General features: G+C 74.3%; 23 protein-coding genes. 6 read left to right on the forward strand and 17 right to left on the reverse strand.

Features of this window, described 5'->3' with window-relative positions:
- Positions 1-226: 226 nt before the first annotated feature.
- Both ABD296_RS08880 and ABD296_RS08885 read left to right on the forward strand, forming a co-directional pair.
- Positions 227-592 carry a MerR family DNA-binding transcriptional regulator gene (locus ABD296_RS08880; RefSeq protein WP_344263498.1) on the forward strand — a complete coding sequence of 122 codons (366 nt, stop codon included), beginning with the start codon at positions 227-229 and terminating at the stop codon, positions 590-592.
- A gap of 85 nt (positions 593-677) precedes the next feature.
- Positions 678-1226, forward strand: a complete 549-nt coding sequence (locus tag ABD296_RS08885; RefSeq protein ID WP_344263500.1) for a hypothetical protein — start codon at positions 678-680, stop codon at positions 1224-1226.
- A gap of 26 nt (positions 1227-1252) precedes the next feature.
- On the opposite strand, the gene ABD296_RS08890 is transcribed toward ABD296_RS08885, so the two are convergent.
- From ABD296_RS08890 to ABD296_RS08920, 7 genes are all read right to left on the reverse strand, one after another.
- On the reverse strand, positions 1253-1924 hold the full coding sequence (locus ABD296_RS08890) for a response regulator transcription factor (RefSeq protein WP_344263502.1): 672 nt from the start codon (positions 1922-1924) through the stop codon (positions 1253-1255).
- A 36-nt stretch (positions 1925-1960) separates the two neighbouring features.
- The gene (locus ABD296_RS08895) at positions 1961-3544 is read right to left on the reverse strand and encodes a sensor histidine kinase (protein WP_344263504.1); all 1584 of its coding nucleotides are present in this window, start codon (positions 3542-3544) and stop codon (positions 1961-1963) included.
- 410 nt (positions 3545-3954) lie between these two features.
- Complete coding sequence (locus tag ABD296_RS08900; protein ID WP_344263506.1) at positions 3955-4914, reverse strand: cation diffusion facilitator family transporter; 960 nt, start codon at positions 4912-4914, stop codon at positions 3955-3957.
- Positions 4915-6102: a bifunctional phosphoglucose/phosphomannose isomerase gene (locus tag ABD296_RS08905; protein WP_344263508.1), complete on the reverse strand. Its 1188-nt coding sequence runs from the start codon at positions 6100-6102 to the stop codon at positions 4915-4917. It lies immediately after the preceding gene.
- Positions 6099-6281 (reverse strand): Trm112 family protein, encoded by a 183-nt coding sequence (locus ABD296_RS08910; RefSeq protein ID WP_285911263.1) that lies wholly within the window; start codon positions 6279-6281, stop codon positions 6099-6101. The genes ABD296_RS08905 and ABD296_RS08910 overlap by 4 nt, the downstream gene beginning before the upstream one ends.
- Positions 6282-6288: 7 nt before the next feature.
- Positions 6289-7644, reverse strand: a complete 1356-nt coding sequence (locus tag ABD296_RS08915) for a phosphomannomutase/phosphoglucomutase (protein ID WP_344263510.1) — start codon at positions 7642-7644, stop codon at positions 6289-6291.
- A gap of 108 nt (positions 7645-7752) precedes the next feature.
- Positions 7753-8130: a DUF3499 domain-containing protein gene (locus ABD296_RS08920; RefSeq protein ID WP_214618398.1), complete on the reverse strand. Its 378-nt coding sequence runs from the start codon at positions 8128-8130 to the stop codon at positions 7753-7755.
- Between the two features lie 220 nt (positions 8131-8350).
- Between ABD296_RS08920 and ABD296_RS08925 the strand changes: the two genes are divergently transcribed.
- Complete coding sequence (locus tag ABD296_RS08925; RefSeq protein WP_344263515.1) at positions 8351-8779, forward strand: metallopeptidase family protein; 429 nt, start codon at positions 8351-8353, stop codon at positions 8777-8779.
- Positions 8780-8800: 21 nt separating this feature from the next.
- On the opposite strand, the gene ABD296_RS08930 is transcribed toward ABD296_RS08925, so the two are convergent.
- The 4 genes from ABD296_RS08930 to ABD296_RS08945 form a co-directional block, all read right to left on the reverse strand.
- Complete coding sequence (locus tag ABD296_RS08930; RefSeq protein WP_344263517.1) at positions 8801-10249, reverse strand: DUF5719 family protein; 1449 nt, start codon at positions 10247-10249, stop codon at positions 8801-8803.
- A gap of 31 nt (positions 10250-10280) precedes the next feature.
- Positions 10281-13565, reverse strand: coding sequence for a glycosyltransferase (locus ABD296_RS08935; protein ID WP_344263519.1), 3285 nt, complete (start codon positions 13563-13565; stop codon positions 10281-10283).
- A 233-nt stretch (positions 13566-13798) separates the two neighbouring features.
- Positions 13799-14062, reverse strand: coding sequence for a WhiB family transcriptional regulator (locus ABD296_RS08940; protein ID WP_021594342.1), 264 nt, complete (start codon positions 14060-14062; stop codon positions 13799-13801).
- Positions 14063-14285: 223 nt separating this feature from the next.
- Positions 14286-15200 carry a hypothetical protein gene (locus tag ABD296_RS08945; protein ID WP_344263522.1) on the reverse strand — a complete coding sequence of 305 codons (915 nt, stop codon included), beginning with the start codon at positions 15198-15200 and terminating at the stop codon, positions 14286-14288.
- Between the two features lie 148 nt (positions 15201-15348).
- Between ABD296_RS08945 and cofD the strand changes: the two genes are divergently transcribed.
- Positions 15349-16296, forward strand: a complete 948-nt coding sequence (gene cofD / locus ABD296_RS08950; protein WP_344263524.1) for a 2-phospho-L-lactate transferase — start codon at positions 15349-15351, stop codon at positions 16294-16296.
- Positions 16293-17600, forward strand: a complete 1308-nt coding sequence (locus tag ABD296_RS08955; protein ID WP_344263526.1) for a coenzyme F420-0:L-glutamate ligase — start codon at positions 16293-16295, stop codon at positions 17598-17600. The genes cofD and ABD296_RS08955 overlap by 4 nt, the downstream gene beginning before the upstream one ends.
- A gap of 6 nt (positions 17601-17606) precedes the next feature.
- Here ABD296_RS08955 and ABD296_RS08960 read toward each other — a convergent pair whose 3' ends face one another.
- From ABD296_RS08960 to ABD296_RS08985, 6 genes are all read right to left on the reverse strand, one after another.
- The gene (locus tag ABD296_RS08960; protein WP_344263528.1) at positions 17607-18626 is read right to left on the reverse strand and encodes a substrate-binding domain-containing protein; all 1020 of its coding nucleotides are present in this window, start codon (positions 18624-18626) and stop codon (positions 17607-17609) included.
- A gap of 90 nt (positions 18627-18716) precedes the next feature.
- Entirely contained in the window at positions 18717-21269 is a 2553-nt protein-coding gene (locus tag ABD296_RS08965; protein ID WP_344263530.1) for a bifunctional FO biosynthesis protein CofGH, read from the reverse strand.
- Between the two features lie 395 nt (positions 21270-21664).
- Complete coding sequence (locus ABD296_RS08970; RefSeq protein ID WP_344263532.1) at positions 21665-22636, reverse strand: DNA-3-methyladenine glycosylase family protein; 972 nt, start codon at positions 22634-22636, stop codon at positions 21665-21667.
- On the reverse strand, positions 22629-23696 hold the full coding sequence (locus tag ABD296_RS08975; RefSeq protein WP_344263534.1) for a mannose-1-phosphate guanylyltransferase: 1068 nt from the start codon (positions 23694-23696) through the stop codon (positions 22629-22631). Before ABD296_RS08975 ends, ABD296_RS08970 begins: the two co-directional genes overlap by 8 nt.
- 38 nt (positions 23697-23734) lie before the next feature.
- A complete protein-coding gene (locus ABD296_RS08980; RefSeq protein ID WP_344263536.1) occupies positions 23735-24904 on the reverse strand; it encodes a glycosyltransferase family 4 protein in 1170 nt (389 codons plus the stop codon).
- A gap of 141 nt (positions 24905-25045) precedes the next feature.
- Positions 25046-25750 carry a class I SAM-dependent methyltransferase gene (locus ABD296_RS08985; RefSeq protein ID WP_344263538.1) on the reverse strand — a complete coding sequence of 235 codons (705 nt, stop codon included), beginning with the start codon at positions 25748-25750 and terminating at the stop codon, positions 25046-25048.
- Between the two features lie 85 nt (positions 25751-25835).
- Here ABD296_RS08985 and ABD296_RS08990 point away from each other — a divergent pair, with 85 nt between their 5' ends.
- On the forward strand, positions 25836-26852 hold the full coding sequence (locus ABD296_RS08990; protein WP_344263540.1) for a lysylphosphatidylglycerol synthase transmembrane domain-containing protein: 1017 nt from the start codon (positions 25836-25838) through the stop codon (positions 26850-26852).
- The last annotated feature ends 1 nt before the right edge of the window (position 26853 follow it).

The following is a 26853-nucleotide window of genomic DNA, read 5'->3' on the forward strand; positions in this document are numbered from 1 at the left end:
TTCGTTGCTCCTTGTCTGCTTTGTGGCAGCAGGTTTGTGGCAGCAGGGTCTGCTTGCTTGCAGCAGGTCCGCTCGTGCGCTGCAGGTCTGCTTTGCCCGCGGGGCGCGTCGTTCGTCCGCGAGAGCCGGCCCCGCGGGCCGGCCGACTCGGCGAGTCTACGGGCGGGGACGTGCCGGAGGCACGGTCGGGGAGGCATTTCTGACACGAATTTGTCAGAATCGACGCATGCGCATCACGGAGGCCGCCCGGCGGCTCGGTACCTCGCCCCGCATGCTCCGCTACCGGGAGACGCTGGGGCTGCTGCCCGCGACCCGCGACCCCGCGCTGACCGGCGGCGGGACCGGGCGGGGCGGCGGCCACCGGCGGTTCGGCGACGCCGAGCTGCGCGCCGTCGCGCTCGCGCTCGCGCTGGAGAAGCGCTACGACATCGGCCCCGCCGAGCTGGCGTTCGGGCTGCGCGTGCTGGCCGAGCCGCAGGTCCAGGCGGGCGTCCGCGAGCTGGGCGAACGCATCGGGCGGCTGTCCGCGCCGCCCGCCCGTGCGCTGGACTTCGAGAAGGAGAAGGCGCTGCGGCTACTCCGCCGCCGGTAACCGGCGGGCCCCGCCCCGTTGGCTGGCGGCCCCCGCCCTGTCGGCGGCACCCACTACGATCCCGCTGGACGGACGGAGGCGGCGCGTGAAGAACTCGCTGTACGGGGTCCTCGGCCTCGTGGCCGGGATCGGCATGTTCCTGCTCGGCCTGGTGACCATGCCGGGCGACACGGCGAAGTGCGGCGGCCGCGTGATGTCGCAGGGCGACACCTGCACGACGATCCGCAACGGGCACTCCACCAACCGGTCGTTCGACGAGCAGAAGTCCAAGGACGGCCGGCAGAGCGTCATCATGATGATCGTCGGCCCGCTGCTGGCGGTCGGCTCCGGCGTGGTGTTCCTCGGCCCGTCCATCAAGCGCCGCCGCACCCCGGCCTACCCCGCCCAGCCCGGCCCCGGATACGCAGGCCCCGGATACCCCGGCCCCCAGCCCGGCTACCCGCCCCAGCCGGCCGCCTACCCGCAGGCGACCCCCGCCTATCCGCCGGCCCCGGGCCCGGCGTACCCGCCGCCGCCGCACGGCGGACCGGCCTATCCGCCCCCGCCGCCTCCGAACGCCCACCCGGCCGACCTGCCACCGCCGCCGGACCGGCCCTACCCGCAACCGCCGCCGGGCCCCTACCCGCCCGCGTAGCCGCCAGGACGCCTCCGCGCCGACGATCAGCCCTGGTTCTCGCCGGGGACGACGACGCCGGATTCGTAGGCGAGCATGACGGCCTGGGCGCGGTCGCGCAGGCCGAGCTTGGTGAAGACCCGGGCGACGTGGGTCTTGACGGTGTGCTCGCTGACCACCAGGCGCGCGGCGATCTCGGCGTTGGACAGCCCGCCCGCGATCAGCACGAGCACCTCGTTCTCGCGGGCCGTCAGCGTGGACAGCTCCGACGGCGCCTGCGGGCGGTTGCGGCGCTGCTTGGTGAACTCGCGGATGAGCCGCCCGGTGACCTGCGGCGCCAGCAGCGAGTCGCCGCGCGCGACGACCCGGACGGCCGAGACCAGCTCGTCGGCGGTCGCGTCCTTGAGCAGGAACCCGGACGCGCCGACGGCAAGGGCCTCGTAGACGTACTCGTCCACGTCGAAGGTGGTCAGCACGAGGACGCGGACGCCCTCCGAGCCGGGCTGGGCGAGGATGCGGCGGGTCGCCTCGATGCCGTCCATGCCGGGCATCCGGATGTCCATGACGACGACGTCGGGACGGCCCTGCCCGGCGAGCCGGACCGCCTCCCGCCCGTCGCCGGCCTCGCCGACGACGGTGATGTCCTCCTGCGCGGCGAGCAGCGCGGCGAACCCGGCGCGGACGATCGTCTGGTCGTCCGCCACCAGCACCCGGATCACCGCCCGGTCCCCGTCCCGCGGCGGCCGGGAGCCCGGTCAGCGGCGGCCGGGGGGCGCCTCGAAGCCGTGTCCACCGGTGGAATTCCCCTCCCTCGTCAGCGGCAGCTCGGCCTCCACCAGGAACCCGCCCTCGGTGGCCGGGCCGGCGGAGAACCGTCCGCCCAGCATGGTCGCACGTTCCCGCATGCCGACGAGACCGTGTCCGCCCTGTCCACCCGGCCCGCCGGGTTGCGCGCCCTCCAGCCGGGTCGGCCCGGCGGGCCCGCCGGAGGGGCCCAGTACCGCGGTACGGGCGGACGGGTCGTCGCGGTTCAGCACCCGGGTGCGCGCGGCGGGGCCGTCGTCGCGGACGCGGACGGCGAGCCGGTCGGGGAGGAAGGTGAGGTCGACGTGCACTCCGGCGCCGGGGGCGTGCCGCCGCGCGTTCGTGAGGGCTTCCTGGACGATCCGGTACGCCGACAGCTCCACGGTCGTCGACAGCGCGCGCGGGTCGCCGTGCACGGCGAGGTCGACGGCGCCGCCGGCGCCGCGGTGCTGCTCGATCAGGTCGGGCAGCCGGTCCAGACGGGGTTGCGGGGAGTTGGCGGCGTCCGGTTCGGGCTTGGCGTCGGCGCGCAGCACGCTGAGCAGCCGGCGCATCTCCACCAGCGCGTCGCGGGCCGTCTTGGCGATCTCGGTGTAGCCGGCGCGGGCCTCGGGCGACAGGTCGTCCATCGTGTACGGGGCGGTCTCGGCCTGCACGGCGATCATCGATACGGAGTGCGCGACCACGTCGTGCAGCTCGCGGGCGATCCGGGCGCGCTCCCGCATGACCGCCTGCTCACGCTGGACGGCGGTGAGCCGGGTGAGGGTCTCGTTGGTGCGCTCCTCGGCCTCCGCCTCGGTGCGTCCGGCGGACTCGACGGCGCGGCGCGCGTCGCCGAGGCCGATGGCGGCCAGCACGGCGACGACCGCCGCCGGCCACGGGACGTCGTCGAGCGTGCCCGTGGCGAGGTACACGACGGCGACGGTGGCGACGCTCCCGGCCGCGAGGACGCCGGCGGACTGCCGGGGCAGCTGCCGGCCGAGCGCGTACAGGGTGTACAGCGCGGCGAACGCGGTGGTGATCAGCAGCTGCTGGCCGGTGAGCAGACCGGCCGCGAACGCGCCGAGGACCACGGCCGCGACGGGCCGCAGGTTCTCGCGGCGCCAGACGAGCGGGAGCGTCGAGGCGACCGCGAAGCCGCCGGCGAGGCTGAGCGGGGACCCGGTGCTCGGCGCCAGCTCGGCCAGCGCGGCGATCGTCAGCGCGAGGCCGGTCAGCGGAGCGAAGTACCAGGCGCCGGCGAAGTCGGCCCAGGTGTTGATCCAGCGGGGCAGCGGCGCCGTCTCACCGGCCGCGCGCCCCGGCGGCATCCCGGGCGCGCCGGGGACCGGCGGGCGCGCGGCGCCGCCGTTCAGCCGGGCGCCGAGCCTGACGGCCAGGGGCCGCAGCAGCCGCCCGATACCGGTGAGGATCCACAGCAGGAGCTGCCCCACCCCCGCCACGATCCGGCCGGACAGCCGCCACGCCTGGTGGGCGACGGCCGGGCCGAACCCCGCGGGGCCGGGTCCGGGCCGGGCCTTGTCATCGCTGGTCACTCCTCAATACTGACCGCTGGTCGGGCTCATCACCTCACCGTGCGGTGGTATGCGCGCGGCCGGAATCCCCCTGGAGGACGACCCCCGATCCCTCCTTGCGGGGGACGTGCGGACGATCGGCGCGGACGTAATGTCTTAACCGTGACCGCAACGGCGGCACCGCCGACGTAGGGGGTTCGGCGGGGTCGCCGCGGTCACGCCAACCGCCCGGTTTCAGGGGTCCGGGCGGGGAAGCATGGGAAGCACCTCGCCGGACGGCCGCGCCGCCCGCCTCCGCGGAGGCACTCGCCGGTCTCGCCTGGGCTGGGGTTCGGCCGGCACCTGGCTCCGACCGCCCGGCGAGGGATCCCGTGCGGCCGCCCGCGCCGGCCCGTCGAGGGCCCGCGCCGGGCAGGCCAGGTGAAGGGCCGTCAGACGTTCTCGCCGGCCGCCTTCTCGGCGGTCTTGGCGTTGCTGCGGTCCGCCTCGTCCAGCGCCGGCTCCAGGTAGATCAGGCCCGCCTCGGGGATCTCCGCGCGGATCTTGGCCTCGGCGGCGTCGATGCCGCGGGCCACCTCGGCGGCGGTGTCGTCGTGGTGCACGGCGATCTTGGCGGCGACCAGCAGCTCCTCCGGGCCGATGTACTCGGTCCGGATGTGGATGACGTGGTCGACCTGCTCCACCGACTCCAGCGCGTCGATGATCCGCTTCTCCTGCTCGGCGTCGACGCCCTCGCCGATCAGCAGGCTCTTGGTCTCGATCGCCAGCACCGTGGCGACCAGGCCGAGCAGGATGCCGATGGCGACGGTGCCGATGCCGTCCCAGCGCCCGTTGCCGGTCGCGACCGCCATCGAGACGCCGAACAGCGCCAGGACCAGGCCGATCAGCGCCGCCGCGTCCTCCAGCAGGACGACGGGCAGCTCGGGCGCCTTCGCGCGGCGGATGAACGCCCACCACGAGTTGGCGCCGCGCAGCGTGTTCGACTCCTTGATCGCGGTGCGGAAGGAGAAGCCCTCCATCCCGATCGCCACGATCAGCACCACGAACGCCCAGACCGGCGACTCGACCTCCTCCGGGTGGGAGATCTTGTGGTACCCCTCGTACAGCGAGAACGCCGACCCGACGGTGAACAGCACGACCGCGACGACGAACGCGTAGAAGTAGCGCTCCCGCCCGAAGCCGAACGGGTGCTCGGGCGTGCGGTCGCGCTCGGAGCGCTTGCGGCCCAGCAGCAGCAGGCCCTGGTTCCCCGAGTCCGCGACCGAGTGGATCGACTCCGCCAGCATCGACGACGACCCCGTGAACGCGAACGCGACCATCTTGGACACGGCGATTCCGAGGTTGGCGGCCAGGGCCGCGATGATGGCCTTCGTCCCACCCTCAGCACTCATCTAGGCAATCCTCGCTTTGAGCTCTTGAATGGCCCGCACGGGCGTCGGGTCGACGCCCAGCGTGATGGCCAAGTAAACCGTGACATAGTCCGCCAGCGCGATCATTGTCGCGATTCTCTCCAGCGGATGGGCGCCCTCGGCGGGGATCTCCGTCACCGCGACGCCGCGGGCCCGGGCCATCTCGACGGACGCCTCGCGCCGCTTCGCCGTCTGCGGATGCTCGTCGGTGTCGCGCAGGACGACCAGGTGCAGGCCGTGCTCGGCGTCCTCGGAGCGGTCGCGGAAGAAATCGTCGTTGTCGGGGGGTGTGGGGGTCGGCCCCCACAATGACCCGTCCGGGTCGGCCGGGTCGGCCGGGGATCCGCCGCCCGCGAAGAAGCCGTCGAACGCCATCACCTGGTTGTGGTCCGCCTCCGGCAGTGCGCCGTAGACGCCCGGGTACTTGGCGTTCTCGTTGAGCTGGCAGCACATGCGGTAGGCGGCCGTCTCGGCGAGCTGAGACGTCCCCCACACCAGCGGCACGTCGCCGGCGAGGTCGAGGGCGACCCGCTTGGCCGGGTTCACGAACGGCTCGCTGTCCGGACGGCACCGGTGCGCGACGTCCTCCAGCAGGACCGCCGTGGACTCCAGCACCTCGTCGGGGACGTCCGCCAGGCGCAGCGCGCGGGCCGCCACCAGCAGCGGGACCGTCAGCCCCCACAGCGTGGAGCGCGGCTGCCCCACCGACCGCACCGGGACGAACAGGGCGCGGCTGCGGGCGGCGAGCTCCGCCAGCGGCGAGCCGGCGCCGCCGACGCACAGCAGCCGGCAGCCGCGCCGGGCCGCCTCCGCCGCCACTTCCAGGGTCTCCTCGGTGGAGCCGGAGCACGACACCGCGATCACCAGGTCGGCGGCGCCGACCCAGCCGGGCAGCCGGTACCCGCGCACCGTGGTGATCGGGACGGGGCAGCCGAGGCCGCACACCGCCGCGAGCACGTCCCCGGAGATCCCGGAGCCGCCCATGCCGGTGACCACGATCGCGCGCGGCCGCCCGTCGTCCGCGAGCGCCTCGACGCCCGCCTCGGCCGCGGCGCGCCGCGCCTCCCGGATCTGCGCCGCCGACGAGGCGACCTGCCGCAGCATCCCGCCCGGGTCGGCCGCCTCGACGTCCCGCGCCTCCTCCAGCCGCCCGGGGTCCGGCGTGCTCACGAAGCGGGCGCCCGGGCCTCGTCGACGAGGAGGACGGGGATGTCGTCGCGGACCGGGTAGGCGTAGCCGCAGGAGCCGGTGCACACCAGCTCGGCGGCCGCGTCGTCGGCGCGCAGCTCGCCGCCGCAGTTCGGGCAGGCCAGGATCTCCAGCAGCCAGGAGTCCAGCTTCATGGTCATAGCAGCGTCACTTCTCCCTCACGATGGCAAGGACCTCGTCGCGGATCGCCGCCATGGTCGCCTCGTCGCCGGCCTCCGCGTTGAGGCGCAGCAGCGGCTCGGTGTTGGACGGCCGGAGGTTGAACCACCAGCCGGCGGACTCGTCGCCGACGGTCAGGCCGTCCAGCTCGTCGATCGTAACGCCGGGGCGGCCCGCGAACGCCTCGCGCACCTTGCCCGCGGCGGCGTCCTGGTCGGCGACCTCGCTGTTGATCTCGCCGGACGCGACGTACCGCGTGTACTCCTCCAGCAGCCCCGACAGCGGCCCGTCCTGCTCCCCCAGCGCGGCCAGCACGTGCAGCGCGGCCAGCATGCCGGAGTCGGCGAACCAGAAGTCGCGGAAGTAGAAGTGCGCCGAGTGCTCGCCGCCGAACACCGCGCCCGTCTCGGCCATCGTCTGCTTGATGAACGAGTGCCCGACGCGGGTCCGGACGGGGGTGCCGCCGTTCTCGGTGACGATCTCCGGGACGGCCTTCGAGGTGATCAGGTTGTGCACGATGGAGGCGCCGGGGTGCTTGGCCAGCTCCCGGGTCGCGACCAGCGCGGTGATCGCGGACGGGGCGACGATCTCGCCGCGCTCGTCCACCACGAAGCAGCGGTCGGCGTCGCCGTCGAAGGCCAGCCCGATGTCGGCGCCGGTCTCGCGGACCTTGGCCTGCAGGTCGCGCAGGTTCTCCGGCTCGATCGGGTTCGCCTCGTGGTTGGGGAAGGTGCCGTCCAGCTCGAAGTACAGCGCGACGAGGTCGATCGGCAGCCCCTCGAACACGACCGGGACGGTGTGGCCGCCCATGCCGTTGCCCGCGTCCACGACGACCTTCAGCGGGCGGATCGAGGACAGGTCGACGAGCGTCTTGAGGTGATCGGCGTAGCCGTGCAGGACGTCGCGCTGCGTCACCGAGCCCGGCTCGCCGTCGTAGGCGGGGACACCGTTCTCGATCATCTCGCGGATCTCGGTGAGCCCGGTGTCGCGGCCGACCGGCTTGGCGCCCGCCCGGCACAGCTTGATGCCGTTGTACCTGGCCGGGTTATGGCTCGCGGTGAACATCGCGCCGGGGATGCCGAGGTCGCCACTGGCGTAGTAGAGCATGTCGGTCGAGCCGAGGCCGGCCTCGACGACATCCGCGCCCTGGGAGGTGGCGCCGCGGGCGAACGCGGCGGCCAGCGGGACCGACGACTCGCGCATGTCGTGCGCGGTGACGATCGCCTCCGCCCCGGTCACCCGCACGAACGCCGCACCGGCCGCCTCGGCGACGGCGGCGTCCAGCTCGTCGGGCACGACACCGCGGATGTCGTACGCCTTGAAGATCTTGGCGAGGTCGCCCACTCCTGCTCCCCTGTACGCAAGTGATGACCGGATGATGGCGGGGTCACCGAGCCTACCGGGAAGTGCGGCGGCGGCCCGATCCGGTGCCGGTGCCGGTCGCGGCCGGGGTCACTCCTGCGGCTGCGTGCCCGCGGGCTCGGAGCGCAGGACCCGCAGGTGCCCGCGGCGGCCGACCTCGGTGCCCTGGCCGACCGGCTCCTGGCCGGGGCCGGGCGCGGGCCGGGCGGCCTCGCGGACGGCGTCGGCGAGGGCCTCCAGGTCGTCGGCGCTCGGCTCGGACTCCTCCTCGACGGGGAGCCGGACGAGCTCCCAGCCCATGGGAGCGGTCAGCCGCTCCGAGTGCTCCGCGCACAGGTCGTAGCAGTGCGGCTCGGCGTACGTGGCGAGGGGCCCCAGGACAGCGGTCGAGTCGCGGTAGACGTACGTGAGCGTGAAGACTGCCGGCGCTTTGCAGGCGGTGCGGGAGCAGGTGCGGACGGGGCTCACGATGGCCGACCGTACCTCGCTCCCGCCGCCTCCGCCACCACCCGGCCGCACGTGTCGCCGTTACCGGCTGATTTCCGGGGTAACAAACACATACCGTGTGGACCTGAACTCTCACCGTGCCGGACGTGTCCGGGTCGCCAGGACGGTGTTGCGGGGGTGGAGACGGGTGTTCCTGATGCGGGGACAGGGATTCGCGTGCGGCGGGAGGTACCCTGGTGAGGTGGGATCCCGTGTGGCAGGCGTACGGCGCCGCGATCGGCACGGTCGCGGCCTCCGTGGCCCTCTGACGCCCCCGCAGGCGCCGATCTCGCGGTCCCGCGCGGAGAGGTTCGACGACCTCGTCCACGACGAGGTGCGGCGGCTCGGCGCGCGCTGGGGCCGGGAGCTGGCCGGGGTGGAGTTCGGCGTCGAGGAGGTGCCGGACGTCGAGCCGTGGTTCGACGGTCCCGTGCCGCTCGGCCGGACCGTCCCCGGCGAGGCCGGCCGGCCCGTCCGGATCGTGGTGTTCCGGCGTCCCGTGGAGGCCCGCGCGTCCGGCGAGCAGGAGCTCGGCCGGCTGGTGCGCGACCTGCTGGTGGAGGAGGTCGCCGACCTCCTCGGCCTCTCCCCCGAGTCCGTCGACCCGAGCTACGACTCCCCCGACGACTAGCGCGCCGGGCCAGCGCGCCGGCTAGGGCGTCAGGGCGGTCTGGCTGTCGTCGGTCGGCGGCAGCCGGAGGGTGGCCGGCGCGGGCATCAGTGGCAGGACGGTGAACAGGTAGCCGTCGCCCTTGCCCTTGGCGATGGTCCGGGCGCCGTAGACCGGGCCCGAGCCTGGCTGGACGGTGACGACGGCGCCGTAGCCCTTGTCGTCGTCCCCGTCGCGGGGCGGGGGCAGCTTCGTCTCGACGGTCCGCCCGGCCGCGATCCGGACGTTCTGCGGTGAGCCGGCGCCCTGGCCGTCCATCGTCGTGATCTGGACGGCGGCGGCACCGGCGGGCGCGGTGAGGGTGACGGACGCGTCGTACCGGTCGTCGGCGATCACCGCGGAGGCGCCGGACGCGCCGCCGAGCGGCTCGGTCGCGGTGCCGTAGGCGACGTCGGCGCCGCGCGCGGCGGAGAAGCCGCCGATGATCGGCTGGTCGGAGTCGAGCCGGACGGCCGCGGCCCGGCCCGACAGGGCCCCGGCGAGGTCGATGGCGGTGACGCTCTGCGCGGGCGCGTCCACCTCGTCCTGGCCCTGCGGGGCGAACGCGCCGTCGGCGGTGACGGCCCGCACCTTGATCCGCGCGTCCGTCTCGCCGGGCACCGCGAGGAGCAGCCGGCGCTGGCCGTCGCCGCCGGGCACACCGGGCACGACCAGGGACGCGGCGGGCTCGGGCGACAGCGGCAGCCACTCGACGCCCTTCTTCTTCCCGATCCGCACCCGCAGCGACGCCGCGACGCGTCCGGCGGTGGTGTGCACGTTGAGGGCGAGGTCGCGCGCGGTCTCGACGATGTCGCCGAGCCCCTCGGGCTGCCCGCCGATCTTGATCACGCTGGTGCTGTAGGGGGCGACGGGCGTGGCCCGCCCCTCGGTGGTGTCGAGCGGCCCCTCGCCGGACATCGCGGCGAGGTCGACGGACGCCGGCTGGGCGTCGACGTTGGTGAGGTAGAGGTCGAGCCCGTCGGCGGCGAGCGGCCCGGGGCCGAGGAACCACAGGTCGGTGCCGGGACGGGCGCAGCGGGCGTTGGCGAGGCCGCGGTCGTCGCCGTGCGGCCAGTAGGTGGTCTGCTCGGCCTCCAGCCCGGCGGCGAGGGCGCCGCTCGCGCGGACGGTGAAGGCGTCCTTGGTCGTCCCCATGTCCTTGTCCCAGCCGTGGCCGGGCGCGGTCATGGAGGCGAGCGGGGAGCCGCCGCGGGTGTCGGCCACGTCGAGGCGCCCGCCGGTCCGCTTCTGCGGGAGGGACTGGACGCTGACGCGGCCGCCCTCGTGGCCCGGGCAGACCATCACCGCGGCGTTGACCGGTTCGCTCCGGTTCCCCTCCTCGGCATTGCCCGGGCGCGAGAAGGACGCGGCTCCGTAGAGCGCGGCGAGGCCGACCAGGACTAGGGCTGCGATGGCGTAGCGCATGCCGAGGAGCTTCAGCACTCTCTCCATGCCGACTTTTTTCGTGCCGACTTTTTCCATGTCAGCTCTCCTCGGACGCCACAGGCTCGGGCTCCGGCGCCGGTTCCTTCGCGGGCTCGTCCGGTGCAGGCTCGTCCTTCACGGGCTCTTCCACGGGCTCCGTGGGCGTCGGCTCGTGGCGGACGCGCGCCCGGTGCCCGCCGCGCCTCGTACGCCGGCCGCCCCGTTCGCGCCCTTCCCGCCGTTCGCGGTGGCGCTCGCCGCTCGACATGAGGGCGTCCGCCTGCGCGCCGGGCAGCGCCAGCACGGCGACGAGCAGCACCGCCACGCCCTGGACGATGAGCCAGGTATGCCGCATCCGCATGCCGCGCTCCAGCGTGAACTCGCCGCCCGACGCGGGGACGTCGTAGCCCTGCGCCCAACCGTCCACGGTCCGCGACTTGAGGCCGCGGCCGTTCAGCTTCGCCTTCCATCCGCCGTCGGACGGTTCGGCCAGCAGCAGCGTGCGGGCGCCCGTGCCCGCCGGGATGCGCACGCGGGCACCGGTCTTGCCCGCCCGCAGCGGCGTGACGGTGGAGCCTTGCACGAGCATCATGCGCGCGGAGTTCGCCTGCAGGCGCCACACCGCGAACGTGCCCGTCCGGCTGAGCCGGGTCAGTTCGGGCGCCGCGTCCAGGACCTTGGTGACGGGGTCGGACCCGGGGTGCGGCACCAGCACGTACTGGACGCCCATACGCGACAGCGCGGGCCCGTCGTCGCCCTCCCGGTTGACGGCGAGGCCGGCGACCAGCCGGTCCAGGCGCCGTTCGCCCGGCCCGGCGGCCTGCGTCTCGGCCTCGCCGAGCCTCGGGCGGTCGCCGCGCAGCAGCGTGTAGGCGACGCGGCCGGACGGTCCGCCGTGCAGGACGAGCGTGCGCGGCCCGCCGGGCGCCTTGACGAACTCCGGGACGGTGTCCGCGCCGACCGTCCCGAGCGGACCGTCCGCGCCCCGGACGACCCAGGCGCCCGCCGCCAGCAGCGGCGCGGTGAGCGCGGCGAGGACGACGACCGCGCCGCCCGCCTTGTAGAGCAGATGGTTGCCGGCGAGGACCTCGGTGCCGCGCTGGACGGCGGCGGTCGCGGCCAGCAGCACCCCGGCGCCCGCGAAGACGAGCGCGACGCCGGGCCAGGCCGGGGCCGCGTCCGCGCCCTTGGTGACGGTGGCGGCGCCGGTGAGGATCGCGACGAGCAGCCCCGCGACGGCCAGCAGCCAGCCCGCGAGGACGGCGGTCCGGCGGCCGCGCAGCGGCAGCGCGCACACCGCGGCGGCGAACAGCCCGGTGAGCGTCCACCACACGGGCGTCCCCGGGCCGCCGGGGTTCAGGGCGAGCAGCTCGGCCGCCGTCGCCGGTTCGAACGACCGGTTCAGCCCCGCCTCCAGCAGGAACCGCGACGGGTGCAGCAGCAGCCCGAGCGTCCAGGGGAACAGCAGCAGCGGCGGCACGCCGAGCGCGATGACGAGGTTGCGGCGGTCCTGCCGGCGGCGCCGGTCGAACAGGGCCCAGACCAGCCCGCCGCCCGCCAGGGCCAGCGGCCAGGCGAGCGGGACGAACGCCGTCGCGACGGTCAGCAGCAGCGCGACCGCCCAGGCGGCGCGTCCGGCGCGCTTGCGCAGCGTGGCAGGGTCGGCGGCGAACCGCGGCAGCCCGTACATGCGGGCGACCTGCAGCGCGACCAGCGGGAGCAGGACGAGGACGATCGCGGTACCGAGCCGTCCGCCCGCGATGGCGCCGGTCGCGGCGGGCAGCAGCGCGTACACGGCGGCGAACCACACGCGGACGGCGGAGACGGGGATGCGGCGGCCGCTCTTGCGGGCGCGGCGGCCGCTCCGCGGCGGCTCCAGCACCAGCACCCGGGACGCGCGGTAGGCGGTCAGCCCGGCCAGTGGGACGCTGCCGAGCAGCAGGACCGCCACCGCCAGCCACGGCTTGCCGAACAGGACCGTCGACAGCAGCGCCAGGAACCCGACGTACGGGGGGCTTCCCGCGTCGGTGCCGAGCCCGACCGGGTGGAAGCCGGCCAGGTACTGCTCCCACAGGTCGCTCGCGCCGCCCCACGCGGGCACGAGCGCGCCGCCGCCGAGGCGCCCGGCCGCGGTGACCAGCGATCGCTCCGCCGCGGCGGTGACCGCGGCGAGCGCCAGCACGACCAGCACGCCCGGACGGGCCAGCAGCCGGCGGATCGGCCCCGGCTCGTCGGTGATCTCGTCCTCGGACTCGCGGTCGTGCTCGTGGGCGGCGAAGAACTCCGAGATCCCCTCGGCGATCCGGCGCAGCACGACCATCCGGGGCTGGAACCGCCGCACGCTGCGGTGCACGCGCGCGCGGCCGTCCGCGCGGGCGGCGCGGGCCCGCCGCAGCCGGCCGGGGTCGCGCAGGACGTCGGTGAGCGCGGCGAGTTCCGCGCGCGCGGCGGTGGGCCGCTTGGTGACCGTGAGGACGAGCGCGTGCACCAGCGACGTCCAGATGTTGCGGACCAGCGTCCGCAGCATGGCGCGGAACGGCTGGTTCGCCAGCAGCGTGTAGAGCGCGTTGCGGCGGTCGCGGCGCAGCGGGTGGTCGGAGGTCATGCCGATCCGGCGCAGCCCGCGGCGGGCGGCCTCGGCGTGGTAGAGGACCGCGTCGGTCGCGACGACCACCCGGTGCCCGGCGGCGTGCGCGCGCCAGCAGAAGTCGAGGTCGTCGCGGAAGACGCCGTACTCGACGTCGAAGCCGCCGAGCCGCTCCCACACGTCGCGCCGCACCAGCATCCCGGCGCTGGAGACGGCCAGCACGTCGCGGACGCCGTCGTGCTGGCCCTGGTCGAACTCGCGCCGGTCGATGCCGGTCCAGCGGCGCCCGGCCCCGTCGACGGACGTGCCGGCCTCGCGCAGCACGCGCCGGTCGTCGAAGTCGCGGAGCTTGGGGCCGAGGACGGCGATGTTCGGGTCGGCCTCGGCCGTCCGCAGCAGCCGGTCGAGCGCGTCGTGGTCGGGCACCGAGTCGTCGTGCAGCAGCCAGACCCACTCGGTGCGCGGGTTCCCGGGGTCGTCGTCGGGGACGGGGGCGGACGCCGCGTCCTGGCGGAGCGCCTCCGCGACGGCCTCGCCGTAGCCGGTGGTGCGGGGCAGCGTGAGGACGTCGCGCCCGCCGACCACCTCGGCGAGGACGGCCGGCCCGCGGTCGCGGCTTCCGGTGTCCACGGTCACCAGGCGCTGCACCGGCCGCGCCTGCGTCAGCAGCGCCTTCAGCGTCTCCGGCAGCCAGCGCGCGCCGTCATGGGCGACGAGGACGGCCGTGACGACATGGCGATCGAGTGTGGGGGCCAAGGATCGCTCGATCTGTGGGACGACGGTTTTCCTGCCGGATACGCAGCAGCCGTGCCGGCCCCGGGGGCCGGCACGGCTGATAACTGTACGCGCGGCCGGGCCTGCACGCTCCGGATCCCCCGGATCCGGGCGACGCCGCGGCCGCCGCGGGCGTCCGGGAGGGGCTCAGCGCGGCGCCGCTCCCCTTCGGCGCCCGCGAACCCTGCCCGCCGGTGACCCGCGGGTCGTGCGCGTCAGACGGCCTGGCGCTTCAGCTTGCGGCGTTCGCGTTCGGACAGTCCCCCCCAAATACCGAAACGTTCATCGTGCTGCAGCGCGTACTCCAAGCACTCCGTCCGCACCTCGCACGCCCGGCACACCTTCTTGGCCTCCCGAGTGGAGCCGCCCTTCTCCGGAAAGAACGCCTCCGGGTCCGTCTGCGCGCACAGTGCGCGCTCCTGCCAGCCCAACTCTTCGCCGTCTGTGCCGTGCGCCAGCGGGATGACGACCTCGCTCACAGCGCACCTCCTGCCCGTGGAACCCCCTGGTCAATGCCGTTCTCAAGATCTCTCCCCCGAGAAGGCATCGAAACTACACCGACGAAATTACACGCGTGTAGCGCCCGCCCCGTCAAGCGGAACGAGTTTCCAGGGCGGCATGGCGGGTTATGTGGTGAACCGCTCGCCGGACCTCAGATGAAGATCAGTTAATCGGCGGGTCAGGGCGCGGAACGGCGCGCGATCACTGCGGCGGCGGGGGCCGGTTGTCGCGGTACCAGTCGCCGCCCTCCTCGGGGCGCTGCTCGCCCTGCGGCTGCCCCGGCTGGGTGCCCTGCGGACCCTGGGCGCCCTCCTGCCCGGAGCCGCCGTAGGCCCGGGTCCACTCGCCCATCTCTTCCTGCTGGTCGGCGGGCTGCGGCTGGGGCTGCGGCTGCTCGCCCGACTGGCCCTGCCCCGGCTGAGGCTGACCGGGCTGGCCCGGCTGCGGCTGGCCGTACTGCTGGTAAGGCTGCTGCCCGTACTGCTGCTGGTAGGGCTGCTGCTGCCCGTACTGCTGCTGGCCCTGCTGCTGGGCGGCCTGCTGGCCCTCGGCGCCCTGCTGGCCGTATTGCTGGTACTGCTGATAGGGCTGCTGTCCGTAGCCCTGCTGCCCGAACTGCTGCCCCTGCTGCCCCTGCTGGTAGCCGTAGTCGGGGTAGCCCTGCTGCATCTGCGGCTGCGGGCGGGCCGGCTGCATGCCCTGGAAGACGGTGAAGACGAACCAGGCGCCGATGCCGATCACCGCGATCTTGCCGCCCCCGGCCAGGAACACCGAGAGCTTGGTGAGCGCGCCCAGCCCGTCCGCGGCCATCGCGCTCAGCCAGGAGACGACCGCGAACAGCGCGGTGACGCCCAGCACGCCGAGCGCGCCCATGGTGATGGTGCGCGCCTGCGGCGTCACGGCGCCCCAGGTGGTCAGCAGCACCGCCAGGACGACGAGCCCGACGCAGACGACCTGCGTGAACAGCGAGTCCGTGGCGGCCTCGAACGCGCGATAGGTGAAGGCACCGCGCCCGCCGAGCAGCAGGATGACGCCCGCGAGCAATTGGACGCCCGCGGAGGCGAGCAGTACCCAGGCGGCCGGTTCGCGCAGGCGCTGGACGGCTTCCTTGTTCACGGTGGCTTCTCCAGACCGAGGCAATCGGATGACACGCAAAGCTTTGCACATCCCGCCCACGGACGTCTCTGTCCCCCGCCCGCCGCCAAACCGCGAGAAAGCCGGGCTCGCAGCCGCCGCGCCCCCCGTACGGCCTAGGCTGATCGGCATGAGGATCGTGGCGCTGGCGGGCGGCATCGGGGGAGCCCGCTTCCTGCGCGGGCTCCAGGCCGCCGCCCCCGAGGCGGAGATCACCGTCATCGGCAACACCGGGGACGACATCTCCCTGTTCGGACTGCGGGTGTGCCCCGACCTGGACACCGTGATGTACACCCTCGGCGGCGGGATCAACGAGGAGCAGGGCTGGGGGCGGGCGGACGAGACGTTCGCCGTCAAGGAGGAGCTGGCCGCCTACGGCGTCGGGCCCGGCTGGTTCGGGCTCGGCGACCGCGACTTCGCCACCCACATCGTCCGGACGCAGATGCTGGAGGCCGGGTACAAGCTGTCGTCGGTGACGGAGGCGCTGTGCGACCGGTGGAAGCCGGGCGTGCGGCTGATCCCGATGACCGACGACCAGGTCGAGACGCACGTGGTCGTGGACGACCCCGAGCACGGCCGGCGCGCGATCCACTTCCAGGAGTGGTGGGTGCGGCTGCGGGCGTCGCTGCCCGCGCTGTCGATCGCGCCGGTCGGCGCCGACGAGGCCAAGCCGGCGCCGGGGGTGCTCAAGGCGATCGAGGAGGCGGACGTGGTGCTGTTCCCGCCGTCCAACCCGGTCGTCAGCGTCGGGACGATCCTGGCGATCCCCGGCATCCGGGAGGCGGTCGCGGCGAACACCGTGGTCGGCGTGTCGCCGATCATCGGCGGCGCCCCGGTGCGCGGGATGGCGGACGCGTGCCTGACCGCGATCGGGGTGGAGACCTCGGCGAAGGCGGTGGCCGAGCACTACGGTCTCGGGCTGCTGGACGGCTGGCTCGTCGACGAGGCGGACGGCGACGTTCGGGTGGAGGGCATCGAGATCCGGCCCCGGCCGCTGCTGATGAGCGACCTGGAGGCGACCGCGGCGATCGCGCGCGAGGCGCTCGACCTGGCCCTCGAACTGAAGAAGGCCGCATGACGACCGGGACCGGCCAGGTGGGCCTGCGGGTGTTCGGGATCCCCGGGCTCCCGGAGGTCGGCGAGGGCGACGACATCGCCGCGCTCGTCCCGGCGGACCTGGTCGAGGACGGGGACGTCCTCGTCGTCACGTCCAAGATCGTGAGCAAGGCGGAGGGCCGGGTCCTGGTCGCCGACGACCGGGAGAAGGCGATCGACGCCGAGACGGTACGGGTCGTCGCGCGGCGCAGGCACGCGCGCGGCGAGACCCGGATCGTGGAGACGCGGCAGGGCCTGGTGCTGGCCGCCGCCGGGGTGGACGCGTCCAACACCGCGCCCGGCACCGTGCTGCTGCTGCCGGAGGACTCCGACGCCTCCGCGCGCCGCATCCGAGCGGGCGTGCGGGAACGCACCGGCAGGGACGTCGCGGTCATCGTCTCCGACACGCTCGGCCGGCCGTGGCGCAACGGGCTGACGGACGCGGCGATCGGCGTGGCGGGCCTGGCGCCGCTCAGCGACCTGCGCGGCAGCGACGACCGGTACGGCAACCGGCTCGAGGCCACCATCACGGCGGTCGCGGACGAGATCGCGGCGGCGGGCGAGCTGGTCAAGGGCAAGCTCGACGGGGTGCCGATCGCGGTCGTGCGCGGGCTGTCCCACCTCGTCACGGCCGACGACGGGCCGGGCGCGCGGCAGCTGGTCCGGCCGCCCGCCGAGGACATGTTCCGGTACGGGTCGGCGGACGTCCTGCACGCGCGCCGCACCATCCGCGAGTTCACCGCCGACCCGGTCGACCCGGAGGCGGTGCGGCGCGCCGTCGCCGCCGCGATCACCGCGCCGGCGCCGCACCACACCACGCCGTGGCGGTTCGTCCTGCTGGAGTCGGCGGAGTCCCGCACCCGGCTGCTGGACGCGATGCGCGACGCGTGGGAGGGCGACCTGCGCCGCGACGGCTTCTCCGAGGAGTCGATCACCAAGCGGCTGCGGCGCGGCGACGTGCTCCGCCGCGCGCCCTACCTCGTCGTCCCGTGCCTGGTCATGGACGGCTCGCACGACTATCCCGACGCGCGCCGCGCCGCCGCCGAACGCGAGATGTTCGTCGTGGCGACCGGCGCGGGCGTGCAGAACCTGCTGGTCGCGCTGGCGGTGGAAGGCCTCGGGTCGTGCTGGGTGTCCAGCACGATGTTCTGCCGCGACGTCGTCCGCGAGGCCCTGGACCTGCCGGACGAGTGGGACCCGATGGGCGCCGTCGGCGTCGGCCACCCGGCCGCGCCGCCGCGCGACCGCCCGCCCCGGAGCGCGGACGCGTTCGTCGAGGTCCGTTAGCCGGGTTCACGTCTTCCAGGACGCCAGGGCCCGGTCGATCTCCTTGCGGGTCGGGAAGCGCAGGGCCTTCGGCGGCGCCGCGGAGACCCCGTGCTCGCGGGCATGGGCGTCGCCGAAGGTGCCGTCGGGGGCGCGGAACCCGGCGCGCTGGAGCGTGTCGCGGGCGAACCGCGTCCCGAGCGCGTCGCCGAACGCCGCCGCCGCGTCGCGGTGCCGCGGGTCGCGGGCCGTGACCGCGTACGGGTGGTCGAGCAGGAGGGTGCCCTCGTCCGGGACGATCGGGGCGACCGGGTTGGGGCGGTGGGCGTCGTTGTAGGCGACGGCGGCCTGCTCGGTGGTGACGACGAGGGGACGGTCGAAGCGTTCGGCGGCGGTGAGCCCGGCGAGCACGGCCGCGGCGCCGCCGGCCGCGTCGTCCGCCGGTGACGGCGCGGATTTGCGCAGGTCGCCGGCCACGTCCCCGGTCCCGTTGCCGACCTGGTCGAGGGCGAGCATCGTGACCATCCCGCTGATGCCGACGCCCGGGTCCGCCGCCTTTCGGGCGAGGCCGAGACCGTTCACCTTGGGCTTCAGCAGCAGCTTCCAGCTCATGGCGACGTGGTCGGCGGCGAACTCGTCGGCCACCGGACGGGTCGTCGCGAGCACGACGGGCGTGACGGCGAGGGACGTCCCGCCCTGCGGAACGCTCCTGTCGCCCGCGTCGCGGACGATGCCGAGCCACAGCGACGATTCCGGCACCCAGGCGTCCGTGCGGCGCCGCAGGTCGGGGCGGTGTGCGAACTCGGCGGGGGCGACGGCCGTCACCCGCACGCGGACGCAGCGCCCGCCGACCCGGTGCCGCTCCACGGTGAACCGGGACGCGACGTCCCGCAGCGCGGGCGCGATCTCCGGCTGTGCGGCGACGGACACCTCCACCGTCCCGCTCCGGCACGGCGACGGCGACGGCAGCAGGCCGAACGCCCACGCCCCGCCCCCGGCGACCGCGACGAGCAGCACGGCCGCCGGAACCCAGACCTTCAAGCTCACGCGTCAGTCATACCGGACTCGCGATGAACATGCGTTCACTTGCGGCGAGTCGTCGTTATGAGCCGCGCCATAACGACGACTCGCCGCAACTCAACGTGGGGTGAGGGTGAGGGACGGGCGTCCGAAGTGGCCGATGCCGTCGGTCTTGCGGGCGGCCTCGATGCGCTCGGCCGACACCTCGCCATAGAGGGTGGTGCGCTGCTTGGCGGGACGGCCCGCGAGGGCGGCGATCTGCTCCAGCTCGCTGATGGCCTTGAACGAGCCGTTCTCCGACCCGGCCATCCGGCTGATGGTCTCCTCCATCAGCGTCCCGCCGAGGTCGTTGACCCCGCCTTGCAGGACCCGCGTGCACAGCTCGTCGCCCAGCTTCACCCAGGACGTCTGGATGTTGGAGATGGCCCCGTGCAGCAGGATCCGCGCGAGCGCGTGGACGGCGATGTTCTCCCGGACGGTCGGCCCCGGCCGCGCGAGCCCCGCCAGGTAGATCGGCGAGTTGTGGTGGACGAACGGCAGCAGCACGAACTCGCTGAACCCGCCCGTCCGCTCCTGGATGGAGCGCAGCAGCTTGATGTGCCCGACCCAGTGCGACGGGGTGTCGACGTGCCCGTACATCATCGTTGACGTCGTCGGGATGCCGATCTCGTGCGCGGTGGTGACGACCTCGACCCACTGGTCGGTGGGCAGCTTGCCCTTGGTCAGCACCCAGCGGACGTCGTCGTCGAGGATCTCGGCGGCCGTCCCGGGCAGCGAGTCGACGCCGGCCTCCTTCGCGGCCTCCAGCCATTCGCGGATGGACAGGTCGCTGCGGGACGCGCCGTTCACGACCTCCATCGGGCTGTAGGAGTGCAGGTGGATGTCGGGCGCGCGGCGCTTCACCTCGCGGGCGAGGTCGAAGTAGGCGGTGCCGGGCAGGTCCGGGTGGATGCCGCCCTGCATGCAGATCTCGGTGGCGCCCGCCTCCCACGCCTCGTCCACCCGGTCGCCGACCTGCTGGAGCGACAGCGTGTACGCGTCGGCGTCGGTGCGGCGCTGCGCGAACGCGCAGAACCGGCAGCCGGTGTAGCAGACGTTCGTGAAGTTGATGTTCCGGGTGACGACGTAGGTCACGTCGTCGCCGACCGTGTCGCGGCGCAGGTCGTCGGCCAGCTTCGCGAGCGCGTCGAGTTCGGGGCCGTCGGCGTGCAACAGCGCCAGCGCCTCGTCATCGGACAGCCCGGCGGGGTCGCGTTCGGCGGCGGCGAGCGCGGCCTTGACGTCGGCGTCGAAGCGCTCCGGCGCGCTCATGCGCTCCTTGAGCGCGTCCCAGTCGCCGTAGACCTCGTCGAAGTCGTCGCGCCGGTCGGAGGTGCGGCCGGTCGTGTCGATCTCGGTGTGCAGGTCGGTGCGTCCGGACGCCTGGAACCCGCCATCGGGCTCCTGCCAGGGGCGGCCTTCGAGGACGGCGTCCTCGCGGGCGAGCCCGGTCGCCGGGTCGGCCAGCGCGGACACGTGCCCGATCAGCCGCGGGTCCAGCCACGGCTCGCCGCGCTTGACGTACTCAGGGTAGATCGTGAGCCGTTCGCGCAGCTCGAAGTCCGATTCGGCGGTCCGTGCCGCCAGCTCGTCGATCTGCGGCCACGGCCGCTCCGGGTTCACGTGGTCCGGCGTCAGTGGCGAGACGCCGCCCCAGTCGTCGATCCCGGCGCGCAGCATCAGCGAATACTGGTCGGCGACGAGGTTCGGCGGCGCCTGGATGCGCGCCTTCGGCCCCAGCAGCAACCGCGTCACCGCGATCGTCGCCGCGAGCTCCTCCAGCTCGGCGTCGGGCGTGTCGCGCATCTTGGTGTCGGGCTTGGCGCGGAAGTTCTGCACGATCACCTCCTGGATCGCGCCGTACTCCCGCATCGTCTTGCGGATCGCGAAGATCGCGTCGGCGCGCTCCTCGACCGTCTCGCCGATGCCGATGAGGATCCCGGTGGTGAACGGGACGTTCGTCCGGCCGGCGTCCTCCAGCACCCGCAGGCGGACGGCCGGGTCCTTGTCGGGCGACCCGAAGTGCGGGCCGCCGCGCTCGCTGAACAGCCGTGTCGCGGTCGTCTCCAGCATCATCCCCATGGACGGCGCGACCGGCTTGAGCCGCTGGAAGTCGCGCCAGGTCAGCACGCCCGGGTTCAGGTGCGGCAGCAGCCCGGTCTCCTCCAGCACCCGGACCGCCATCGCCCGCACGTACGACAGGGTGTCGTCGTAGCCGTGCGCGTCGAGCCACTCGCGGGCCTGCTTCCACCGGTCCTCGGGACGGTCCCCGAGCGTGAACAGCGCCTCCTTGCAGCCCATCGCGGCGCCCTGCCGGGCGATCCCCAGGACCTCGTCCGGGCTGAGGTACGGCGCGTCCACCTTGTGCGGGACGGTCGCGAACGTGCAGTAGCCGCAGCGGTCCCGGCACAGGCGGGTCAGCGGGATGAAGACCTTGCGGCTGTAGGTGATGATCCCGGGACGGCCCGCCGCCGCGAGGCCGGCGTCCCTGGTCCTCGCCGCGTGGGCGAGCAGATCGTCCAGCCGCGGCCCGCGGGCCTGCAGCAGCGTCGTGGCCTCGGAGTGGTCGAGCGTCTTCCCGTCACGCGCACGGGCCAAAGCCCGCCTGATCGCGTTCTGCGTGGCCTCCATGCGGGCACTCTATGCCAATCGTCATATTTCGCGACGCGGCGGGGCCCCGGGGAACGGTGTCCGCCTACGAGAGCCAGCGGCGCTCCCGATCTATTCCCCGGCGAGGGCGTCCCTCCCAGGATGTAGCGAACCTTAATGAATACGTCTAGAAATAGTCGCTGGTCCTCAATGTTGGACTGAGTCAAACTATGAGTGCGAGAGGGTCGTCCCCCGGGCGGAACCACCGCCGCACGGCCCTCGCCCGAAGGACAGTCCCATGCTGGTCATGCTCGCGATCATCATCGCGCTCGCCGTCCTCGCGCCGGTCTTCGGCGCCGACACCCGCGACGGCCTGAGCTGGACCCCCGACCACTTCTGGCTCCCGCGCCGGTCGAACGGAACCCCGAAGGGAAAAGTCAGAAGCCCCGGTAGTCGCGGACGGGCAGACGGGGACCGCGCCGCGGAGGGCGCGCGCCGGACGATTCCAGCAGCCGGGTGACCCGATACCGATGCCCCGCGTACGGCGCCAGCAGCTCGAGCATCCCGTCGTCGTCGACCTTGCGGCCGGCCAGCGCCCAGCCCACCACGCCGGGCAGGTTGTAGTCGCCCACGGAGACGGCGTCGGGATCGCCCGCCGCCCGCTGCCGTACCTCCGCCGCCGTCCACACCCCGACGCCCGGCAGGCTCCGCAGCCGCCGCTCGGCGGGGTCCTCCTCCAGCCGGGCGGCGACCCGCGCGGCGCCGATGATCGTCCGGGCCCGGACGGCCTCCAGCCCGGACCGGTGCCACTCCCACGACGGGATCCGCGCCCACACCGCGGGCGGCGGCGGCACCCGCAGCCGCAGCGCGGCGGGCGCGCCCGGCGCTGGCGTCCCGAACCGGCGCACCAGGTACCCCCAGGCCCGCCACGCCTCCTGCGCCAGGACCTTCTGCTCCATCACCGCCGGGACGAGCGCCTCGAACACCCGGTTCGTCCGCCCGATCCGCAGCCCGGGCCGCAGTAGCGCCTGCCGCCGGACGATCTCGTGCCGCGCCTCGAACCCCTCGGGCTCGTCCGACGCGCCGAGCAGGTCGGGCAGCCCGTCGAGCAGCCACGCGGCCCCCGGCCCCCACGCGTCCGCGACCACCACGTCCCCGCGCGCACGGATCCGCAGCGTGCCGGGCCCTTCCGGCGTGTAGGACCCGCGCCAGACCGTCCCGTCCCGCTCCACCCGGAACGCCGGATCGTGATGCCCCCGCCGATGCGGCGACAGCGTGGCCCCCACGTCCACGGGCCATCGCGGCGCCCACTCCCGCCGCACCCTCCCGGACCCGTGGCCGGTGAGCAGCCCGGCGGTCTCCTCCCCGGCCACGCCGCCGGCGGCCGTGCCCGGCGGGCCGTCAGGCATCGGTGGAGAAGCGGACCGCGGTGGGGGGAAGCTCGATGCCGGGCCAGACGCGCAGGCCGCAGCAGAGTTCGTTGCCCGGGCCGACGACCGCGCCGTCGCCCAGGATGACGCCGTCCAGGATCGCGCCGGGGCCCACGCGGGCACCGCGGCTCAGCACCGAGTCGCGGACGGTCGCGCCCTCCGCGACGAACGCGTCGTCCAGCAGCACGCTGCCGACGACGATGGCGCCCGCCTCGATCACCGTGCCGCGGCCGACCGTGGTGCCGCCGCGCACCACCGCGCCCGGCGACACCGACGCCCCGGCGAGGGTGAGGCGCTCGCCCGGCTCGCCGGGCATCGCCGGGGAGGCGAGCCGGCCGAGCACGAGGTCGCACGAGCCGCGCACGAACGCCTCGGGCGTGCCGACGTCCAGCCAGTAGCCCGACTCGACGTACCCCATGACCACGGCGCCGGACGAGATCAGCGACGGGAACGTCTCCCGCTCGACCGAGACGACCTCGTCCTCGGCGATCGTGTCGATCGCCGAACGCCGGAACACGTAGCAGCCCGCGTTGATCTGGTTCGTCACCGGATGGGACGTCTTCTCCAGGAACGCGGTGACACGCCCGGAGTCGTCGGTGGGGACGCAGCCGAACCGGGACGGGTCGTCGGCCTCGGTGAGGTGCAGTGTCACCGCCGCGCCGGTGTCCTCGTGCAGCTTCACCTGGGCCGGCACGTCGTGGCCGGACAGGATGTCGCCGTTGAGGATCAGCACCGGGTCGTCGAGGCCGCAGGTCAGCGCGCGGGCCGCGTTGCGGATCGCGCCGCCCGTGCCGAGCGGCTGCGCCTCGCTGACGTAGGCGAGGTCGACGCCGTGCGCGCGGGCGCCGAACGCCGCCTCGAACATCTCCGCGCGGTAGGACGTCGCGAACACGATGCGCTCGACGCCGGCGGCGTGCGCGCGGGCGAGCTGGTGCGCCAGGAAGGCGACGCCGGCCGTGGGGAGCAGCGGCTTCGGGGTGGAGATCGTCAGCGGGCGCAGGCGGGTGCCCCGACCTCCCACCAGGAGGATCGCTTCCACTCGGTTCCCTTTCTCCACCACGGTCGTGGAGAGGAAGCCTAGTGGGTGGCGGGCGCCGAACCGTGACCGCCCGACGCGGCGTGCTGCCGGACGGCCCGCTCGTAGGACGCCAGGTGCGCCTCGGCCGACGCGGCCCAGCTGAACTCCTGCGACCGCGCGTGCGCCGCGGCGGCCAGTTCGGCCCGCCGGGCCGGGTCGGCGCTCAGCGCGGTCAGCGCCGTCGCGATGCCCTCCGGGTCGGGCTCGGTGTAGGCGACCGCGTCGCCGCCGACCTCGGGAAGCGAGCCGCGGCGGGTCGTCAGGACGGGCGCGCCGCACGCCATCGCCTCCAGCACCGGCAGCCCGAACCCCTCGCCGCGGCTCGGCAGCGCCACCACGAGCGCGCCGCCGAAGAACCCGGGCAGCGACGGCCACGGCAGGTACCCCGGCCGCAGCACCCGCAGGCGGGGCGGCACCATCGCCAGAGCGGCGTCGACCTCGTCGTCCCAGCCTCCGCCGCCCGCCAGCACCAGCGCGGGCGGGTCCTCCAGCCCGGCGCATGCGCGCACCCAGCCGCGGATCAGGTTCGGGACGTTCTTGCGCGGCTCCAGCGCGCCCAGATAGGCGACGTACGGGCGGCCGTGCAGGCCGAGCCGGTCGGAGAGACTCTTCATCTCCGCCTCCGACGGGCGGTGGAACACCTCGTGGTCGACACCGTGGTAGGCCACGTCGATGTGCTCGGGGTCGGCGCCCAGCACCCGGACCATCTCGTCCCGCGTCGCCCGCGACGGGACGATCAGCCGGGTCGCCCGGCGCGCCGCGGTGCGGGTCGCCGACTTGACGTAGGTGGTGCGGACGGGGTCGTGGATCTCCGGCTCGGCGAACAGGGACACGTCGTGGATCGTCACCACCGTCGGCCGGACGGAGCTGACCGGCATCGTGTACGTCGGCAGGTGGATCACGTCGGCGGCGACGCCGTCGGCGACGTGCGGCAGCCCGGACTGCTCCCAGGCCAGCCGGCTCGCGCGGTGCGCCAGCGCCGTCGGGCCCGCGACGATCCGGGCGCCCGGCGCGAGCAGCCCGTACCGCTTCTCGTCGGAGCGCTGGCAGGCGACCGCGAGGTCGGCGCCGAGCGCGTGCAGGGCCGACAGCAGTCCGTCCACGTACCGCCCGAGCCCGCCCCTGTCGGCGGGCACCGCGGTGGCGTCGAGCAGTATCCGAGGCGCCACGGTCCACTCCCCCATTCCGGCGCTGAAGCCGTAGTGGCGTAGATCACTCTTTACCGTTCGAGCCTACGCCTGCGACCGGCCGGCCGTGGGCCCTCCGCGCCGGTCGCCGCCGCAAGTCCTTGTGGCCCCCTACCCACCCGCCTATCTTTTGCGCGCGTGAATCAGGACGATGCTGCCCTGCCGGTTCGGCGCGCTCCGGTCGGCGAGCGCGACCAGGGGCGCCAGCGGCGCCGCGGCGTTGAAGCCGACCCGGCCGCCGTACGTCGACAGCGACAGGTAGAGCCGCTCGGTCGCGGCCGTCCTGAACTGGTAGGAGTGCCGCACGAGGTCGAGCCCCCGCTCGTCCATCAGCTTGCGCAGGCTCTCGTGGGTGTAGGTGTGCTGGACGTGGTACTTGGACTTGTGCGCGTCCCGCAGCTTCGGCCACGCGTCCGCGCGGCTCAGCACGTCGGCGGACATGAAGACCTCGCCGCCGGGCTTGAGAACTCGCGCCATCTCGTCCAGGGACCTGCCGCCGTCGTCGAAGTGCTCGATCGCGCAGACCGACAGGACCGCGTCGAACGTGGCGTCGCCGAACGGCAGCCGCAGCGCGTCGCACTCGATCAGCGCGGGCGCGTCGGCGAGCGTCCGGCCGTACACCATCTTCTTGCGGGCGAGGTCGATCGAGACCGCGTCGGCGCCGCGCCTGCGGGCCCGCCCCGCCCAGTAGCCGTCGCCGCCGGCGACGTCGAGGACCCGCTTGCCGCGCAGGTCCCGTCCCATCCACGACAGCAGCGTCCCCGCCTCGCGGTACCGGCACACGTGCACCTGGTGCCCCATGAAGGCGACCACATCGGAGAGTTTCATCGTCCCCAACTCTAGGGCGCGGCGGGCGGCGGCGCGGCCGAAGCGACGGCACGCGCCGTGATCCCGGTTCGCCTACGCTGGGCGCGTGAATACGAAGGTCGCCGCCATGCGGGCCCTGCGCGTGCTGCTGATCCTGCTCGCGCTCGGGTTCTGCGCCTACAGCGTGGCCTCCCAGTGGGACGCGACGACGAAGGCGTTCCAGGAGATGTCCTGGGCCACGCTCGCGGGCGCGCTCGCGGTGGGCCTGGCGGGCCTGTTCTCCTGGACGCTGGCCTGGCGGACCTTCCTCGGCGGGCTCGGCTCGCCGCTGCCGCTGCGCGTCGCGTACCGGATCTCCGCGGTCTCCCAGCTCGGCAAGTACGTGCCGGGCAAGGTGTGGGCGCTGGTCACCCAGATCGAGATGACCCGCGAGCACAAGGTGCCCGCCGAGCGCAGCTTCGGCTCCACGCTGCTGGCCGTGGCGACCTCCACCGCCTGCGGCCTCGCCGTCGCGGCGGTGACGCTGCCGCTGACCTCGGCGGCGGCGCGCCGGGAGTACTGGTGGCTGTTCCTGCTCGCCCCGTTCATGATCGCGGCGCTGCACCCGAAGATCGTGACCTGGGCGCTGGGCGTGCTGCTGAGGCTCGTCCGGCGGCCCCCGCTGGAGCACCCGGTCAGCCTCGGCGTGACGCTGCGGGCGGTCGGCTGGACGGTGCTCGGCTGGGTGCTGTTCGGCGTCCACACCTGGCTGCTGTGCCTGGCCGTCGGCGGCGACGGCCCCGGGCTGCCGTTCCTGGCGACCGGCGCCTACTCGCTGGCGTTCGTCGCCGGGTTCATCGTCTTCATCGCGCCCGGCGGGATCGGCGCCCGGGAGGCCGCGCTGACCGTGGTGCTGACCCCGGTGCTGCCGGCGGGCGCGCCCGTCGTGGTCGCCATCGCGTCCCGGGTGCTGCTGACGATCGCCGATCTGGTCAACGCGGGGGCCGGCATGGTCCTCGGCCGCGGCGCCCGCTCCGGCGGCTCCGGGACGGGGGACGAGACCGGGGACGAGGCCGGGAACGAAGGCGGGAATGAAGGCGGGCGCCCCGCGCTTGTCAGGGGTACGCAACCCACTAAGGAGTGAC

The organism is Actinomadura napierensis, assembly GCF_039529375.1.
Taxonomy (GTDB): domain Bacteria; phylum Actinomycetota; class Actinomycetes; order Streptosporangiales; family Streptosporangiaceae; genus Spirillospora; species Spirillospora napierensis.